4 protein-coding genes and 1 pseudogene are annotated in these 4,371 nt (G+C 74.4%); all 5 read left to right on the top strand.

The annotated features are described in order from the left end of the window. Positions 1–207 (top strand): annotated as a pseudogene (locus tag KN815_RS45605) (oxidoreductase); the annotation flags it as partial. After that, positions 204–1,175 carry a pantoate--beta-alanine ligase gene (panC, locus tag KN815_RS45600; RefSeq protein ID WP_216347676.1) on the top strand — a complete coding sequence of 324 codons (972 nt, stop codon included), beginning with the start codon at positions 204–206 and terminating at the stop codon, positions 1,173–1,175. The pseudogene KN815_RS45605 and the gene panC, both read left to right, overlap by 4 nt. Further along, the gene (locus KN815_RS45595; protein ID WP_216347675.1) at positions 1,172–2,998 is read left to right on the top strand and encodes an L-aspartate oxidase; all 1,827 of its coding nucleotides are present in this window, start codon (positions 1,172–1,174) and stop codon (positions 2,996–2,998) included. The genes panC and KN815_RS45595 overlap by 4 nt, the downstream gene beginning before the upstream one ends. Continuing rightward, positions 2,995–4,047, top strand: a complete 1,053-nt coding sequence (gene nadC, locus KN815_RS45590) for a carboxylating nicotinate-nucleotide diphosphorylase (protein WP_216347674.1) — start codon at positions 2,995–2,997, stop codon at positions 4,045–4,047. The genes KN815_RS45595 and nadC overlap by 4 nt, the downstream gene beginning before the upstream one ends. A gap of 3 nt (positions 4,048–4,050) precedes the next feature. Beyond that, positions 4,051–4,371 (top strand): type III pantothenate kinase (locus tag KN815_RS45585; protein ID WP_216347673.1); only part of this gene is annotated, 321 nt, incomplete at its 3' end.

Below are 4,371 nucleotides of genomic sequence, written 5' to 3'. Positions count from 1 at the left end.
CGCGGCGACGCGGGCACGGTCGCCGCGCATGTCGCCGAGCTGCGGCGGCACGCCCCGCACGCCGTCGCCGGCTATCTGGCCATGGCCCGTACGACCGCGGACCGGGCGCTCGCGCACGGCCTGCTCAAGCCGGAGCTGGCGGAGGACCTGCTGGGCGTGCTCTCGGATGTCACCGACGCACGGGGCCGGGGAGGCAGTGAGTCATGAGCCCGAAGCTGTGGACCAAGGCGCTTCCTGGGGAGCCGGATGTGGAGCTGTTCCGCCATCGCTCGGAGCTGGACGCGGCGTTCGCCCACTTCGCGGTGCCGGGCCGCACGGCCGTCGTGATGACCATGGGGGCGCTGCACGACGGGCACGCCTCGCTCATCCGCGCCGCCCGCGCCCGGGTGGGTGCCAAGGGCCTGGTGACCGTCACCGTCTTCGTCAATCCGCTCCAGTTCGGCGTGGGCGAGGACCTCGACCGCTATCCGCGCACCCTCGACGCCGACCTCAAGGTGGCGGCCGAGGCCGGCGCGGACATCGTCTTCGCCCCGGCGGCCGATGAGGTGTATCCGGGCGGCGAGCCGCATATCCGGATCACCGCGGGCGCCATGGGCGAGCGCTATGAGGGCGCCTCGCGGCCGGGTCACTTCGACGGGATGCTCACCGTCGTCGCCAAGCTGCTCCATCTCACCCGCCCCGATGCCGCCTTCTTCGGCGAGAAGGACGCCCAGCAGTTGGCGCTGGTCCGCCGGATGGCGCGCGACCTGGACTTCCCGGTCGAGATCGTCGGCGTCCCCACCGTCCGGGAGGGCGACGGGCTCGCCCTCTCCAGTCGTAACCGCTATCTGTCGGCCCAGGAGCGGGACACCGCGCTGGCCCTGTCCCGGGCGCTGTTCGCGGGGCGGGACGCGGGGCTGCTGGCGGCCGGGGAGGGCCCGGCCGGCGCCGAGGAGCACGAGCTGATACGGGTCGCGTCCCCCGCCGCGGTGCGGTCCGCGGCGCGGGTGGTGCTCGACGAGGCGGCGCGGCTGGAGCCGCCGCTGGTCCTCGACTATCTGGGCCTGGCCGACCCCGCCGACTTCACCGAGGTCCCCGGCGGATACACCGGCGAGGCCGTGCTGGCCGTCGCGGCCAAGGTCGGCGCCACCCGCCTGATAGACAACATCCGCCTGTGGATCGGAGCCGCCCGATGACCCATGCGACCGGGCGGCCCGACGGCGTGGCCCCCGCCACCGCCCTGCGCGCCCCCGCCCCCGGCTGGGCCATCGAGGCCGATGTCGTGGTCGTCGGCTCCGGAGTCGCCGGGCTGACCGTGGCGCTGCGCTGTGCCGCGGCCGGGGCCAGGGTCACCGTGGTCACCAAGGCCCGCCTGGACGACGGCTCCACGCGCTGGGCCCAGGGCGGCATAGCCGCCGCCCTCGGTGAGGGCGACACCCCCGAGCAGCATCTGGACGACACCCTGGTGGCCGGTGCCGGGCTCTGCGACGACCGGGCGGTACGGACGCTGGTCACCGAGGGACCCGGCGCGGTGCGGCGGCTCATCGCCACCGGCGCCCGCTTCGACGCCGACGACGACACCGGCGAGATCCTGCTGACCCGCGAGGGCGGCCACCACCGCCGCCGGATCGCCCACGCGGGCGGCGACGCGACCGGCGCGGAGATCTCCCGGGCCCTGGTCGAGGCGGTGCGCGCGGCCGGTATCGACACCGTGGAGAACGCCCTGGTGCTCGACCTGCTGGGGGACGGCTCCGGCCGGGCGGCCGGGGTCACCCTGCACGTCATGGGCGAGGGCCGGCGGGACGGCGTGGGCGCGGTGCGGGCGGGCGCGGTCGTCCTGGCCACGGGCGGCATGGGCCAGATCTTCTCCGCGACCACCAACCCCGCCGTCTCCACCGGCGACGGGGTCGCGCTCGCGCTGCGCGCCGGGGCCGAGGTCAGCGATCTGGAGTTCGTGCAGTTCCACCCCACCGTGCTGTGGCTGGGCCCGGAGGCGGAGGGCCAGCAGCCGCTGGTCTCGGAGGCGGTGCGCGGCGAGGGCGCCCATCTCGTCGACGCCGACGGGGTGCGCTTCATGCAGGGGCAGCACGAGCTGGCCGAGCTGGCGCCCCGTGACATCGTCGCCAAGGGCATCATGCGGCGGATGCGGGAGCGCGGCGCCGAGCATATGTACCTGGACGCGCGCCACTTCGGGGCCCGGATGTGGGAGCGGCGCTTCCCGACCATCCTGGCCGCCTGCCGGGCGCACGGCATCGACCCGGTGACCGAGCCCATCCCGGTCGCCCCGGCCGCGCACTACGCGAGCGGCGGAGTCCGTACCGATCTGCGCGGCCGCACCACCGTGCCCGGGCTCTACGCCTGCGGGGAGGTCGCCTGCACCGGCGTCCACGGCGCGAACCGGCTGGCCTCCAACTCCCTTCTGGAGGGCCTGGTCTTCGCGGAGCGCATCGCGGAGGACATCACCGCCGGAGCCGAGGGAGCCGCCGGGGCCGCCGGAGCCGAGGGAGCCGTCGGAGCCGAGGGCCTCGCGTGGCCCGCCACGGCCGCCGAGGGGCCCGGGCCGGACGAGGGCATCAAGCCGGACGAGGGTGCCCCCGCCGGGCCGCCCCTGCTCGCCTCCGAGGCCCGCTACGAGATCCAGCACATCATGACCCACGGCGCCGGAGTCCTGCGCTCCGCCGAGAGCCTGGCCCGCGCCGCCGACCAACTGGAGCGCGTCCACGACGACGCCGCCGCGCAGTTGCGGCGGGACGGCAAGACGGCCGAGCCGGGGGTCGAGACCTGGGAGGCCACCAACCTCCATCTGGTCGCCCGGGTCCTGGTCGCCGCCGCGCTCCGCCGTGAGGAGACCCGCGGCTGCCACTGGCGCGAGGACCGCCCCGCGCGGGACGACACCGCCTGGCGCCGCCACCTCCTGGTCACCCTCCGCCCGGACGGCGCCCTCGATGTCCGGGCCACGGACTCCGAAGAGTTCCCCCCACCGACCACCCCCCGAGCCGAGACGGAGTCCCGCCCGTGAGCAGCACCTCCGAAGACCGCCAGCCATCCGTGTCCCTGCCGCTGCTCCAGATCGGCCGCCCCGGTGAGATCGGCCGCCCCGGCGAGGCGGCGGGCTGCGGCGACGCCTGCGGCTGCGGCGATGACGCCGACGGCCCCGGGCTCGACCCGATGGAGTGCGGTCTGGACCCCGATCTGGCCGAGCTGCTGATCAGTGCCGGACTCGACCCCGTCCAGGTCGAGGACATCGCGCATATGGCCATCGAGGAGGACCTCGACCAGGGCGTCGACGTCACCACCGTGGCCACCGTCCCCGAGGACGCCTTCGCCACCGGCGACTTCACCGCCCGTGAGGCGGGCACCGTGGCGGGGCTGCGGATCGCCGAGGCGATCCTGTCCGTCGTCTGTACGGACGAGTTCGAGGTCGAGCGGCATGTCGAGGACGGCGACCGGGTGGCGGCCGGTCAGAAGCTGCTCAGCGTCCGCACCCGTACCCGCGACCTGCTCACCGGTGAGCGCAGCGCGCTCAACCTCCTGTGCCGGCTCTCCGGTATCGCGACGGCGACGCGTGCGTGGGCCGACGCCCTCGACGGGACGAAGACCGAGGTCCGTGACACCCGTAAGACCACCCCGGGGCTGCGCGCCCTGGAGAAGTACGCGGTGCGCTGCGGCGGCGGGGTCAACCACCGGATGTCGCTGTCGGACGCCGCGCTGGTCAAGGACAACCATGTGATCGCGGCGGGCGGCGTGGCGGAGGCGTTCGGCGCCGTGCGGGCCGAGTTCCCGGATGTGCCGATCGAGGTGGAGGTCGACACCCTCGACCAGATCCCGCCGGTCCTGGAGGCGGGCGCGGACCTCATCCTGCTGGACAACTTCACCCCGGAGCGGACCCGCGAGGCCGTGGAGCTGGTCGCCGGGCGCGCCGCGCTGGAGTCCTCGGGACGGCTGACGCTCGCCAATGCCCGTACGTACGCCGAGACGGGCGTCGACTATCTGGCGGTCGGCGCGCTCACCCACTCCTCCCCGATCCTGGACATCGGCCTGGACCTGCGCGAGGCCGAGGGGAAGTAACCAATGCTGCTGACCATCGACGTCGGAAACACGCACACCGTGCTGGGCCTGTTCGACGGCGAGGAGATCGTCGAGCACTGGCGGATCTCCACCGACGCCCGCCGCACCGCCGATGAACTCGCCGTGCTGCTCCAGGGCCTGATGGGCATGCATCCGCTGCTCGGCGAGGAGCTGGGCGACGGCATCGCGGGCATCTCCATCTGCTCCACCGTCCCCTCGGTGCTCCATGAGCTGCGCGAGGTGACCCGCCGCTACTACGGCGATGTGCCGTCCGTCCTGGTGGAGCCGGGCGTGAAGACCGGTGTGCCGATCCTGATGGACAAC

The sequence above is a fragment of the Streptomyces niphimycinicus genome (genome assembly GCF_018883605.1).
GTDB lineage: Bacteria > Actinomycetota > Actinomycetes > Streptomycetales > Streptomycetaceae > Streptomyces > Streptomyces niphimycinicus.
Note: the sequence above shows the minus strand (reverse complement) of the source record. Positions and strands in the feature narration are given on the sequence as shown.